This window comes from Bradyrhizobium sp. LeoA1Lang, from assembly GCF_055413685.1.
Window position 1 is genome coordinate 1 of sequence record NZ_JBVAPG010000662.1, and the last position, 252, is coordinate 252.

At 57.5% G+C, this 252-nt stretch carries 1 pseudogene; it reads left to right on the plus strand.

Going from position 1 to position 252, the window contains the following annotated elements:
* Nucleotides 1-126: 126 nt before the first annotated feature.
* Nucleotides 127-252, plus strand: a pseudogene (locus ACZYOF_RS44890) (transposase); the annotation flags it as partial.

The window sequence follows — 252 nt, forward strand, 5'->3', positions numbered from 1 at the left end:
CCAGCCGGTGTGATATCTCTCGTCATGGCGTTGCTCTCCTTTGTGGAATCAGCACCCCGAGCCTACCGGCTCAAGGTGGGCAACGCCGACCTCTTCAGTAATTCAACAGAACCCGGGACATCCCCGGTCAAGATTCGCGATGAAGGCATGGTCAAGAACAAGGCCGTCTATGTCGCGCTGGCGCTCAATCCGGACGGCGAGAAGGAGGTTCTGGGCTTGTGGATTGAGCAGACCGAAGGTGCCAAATTCTGG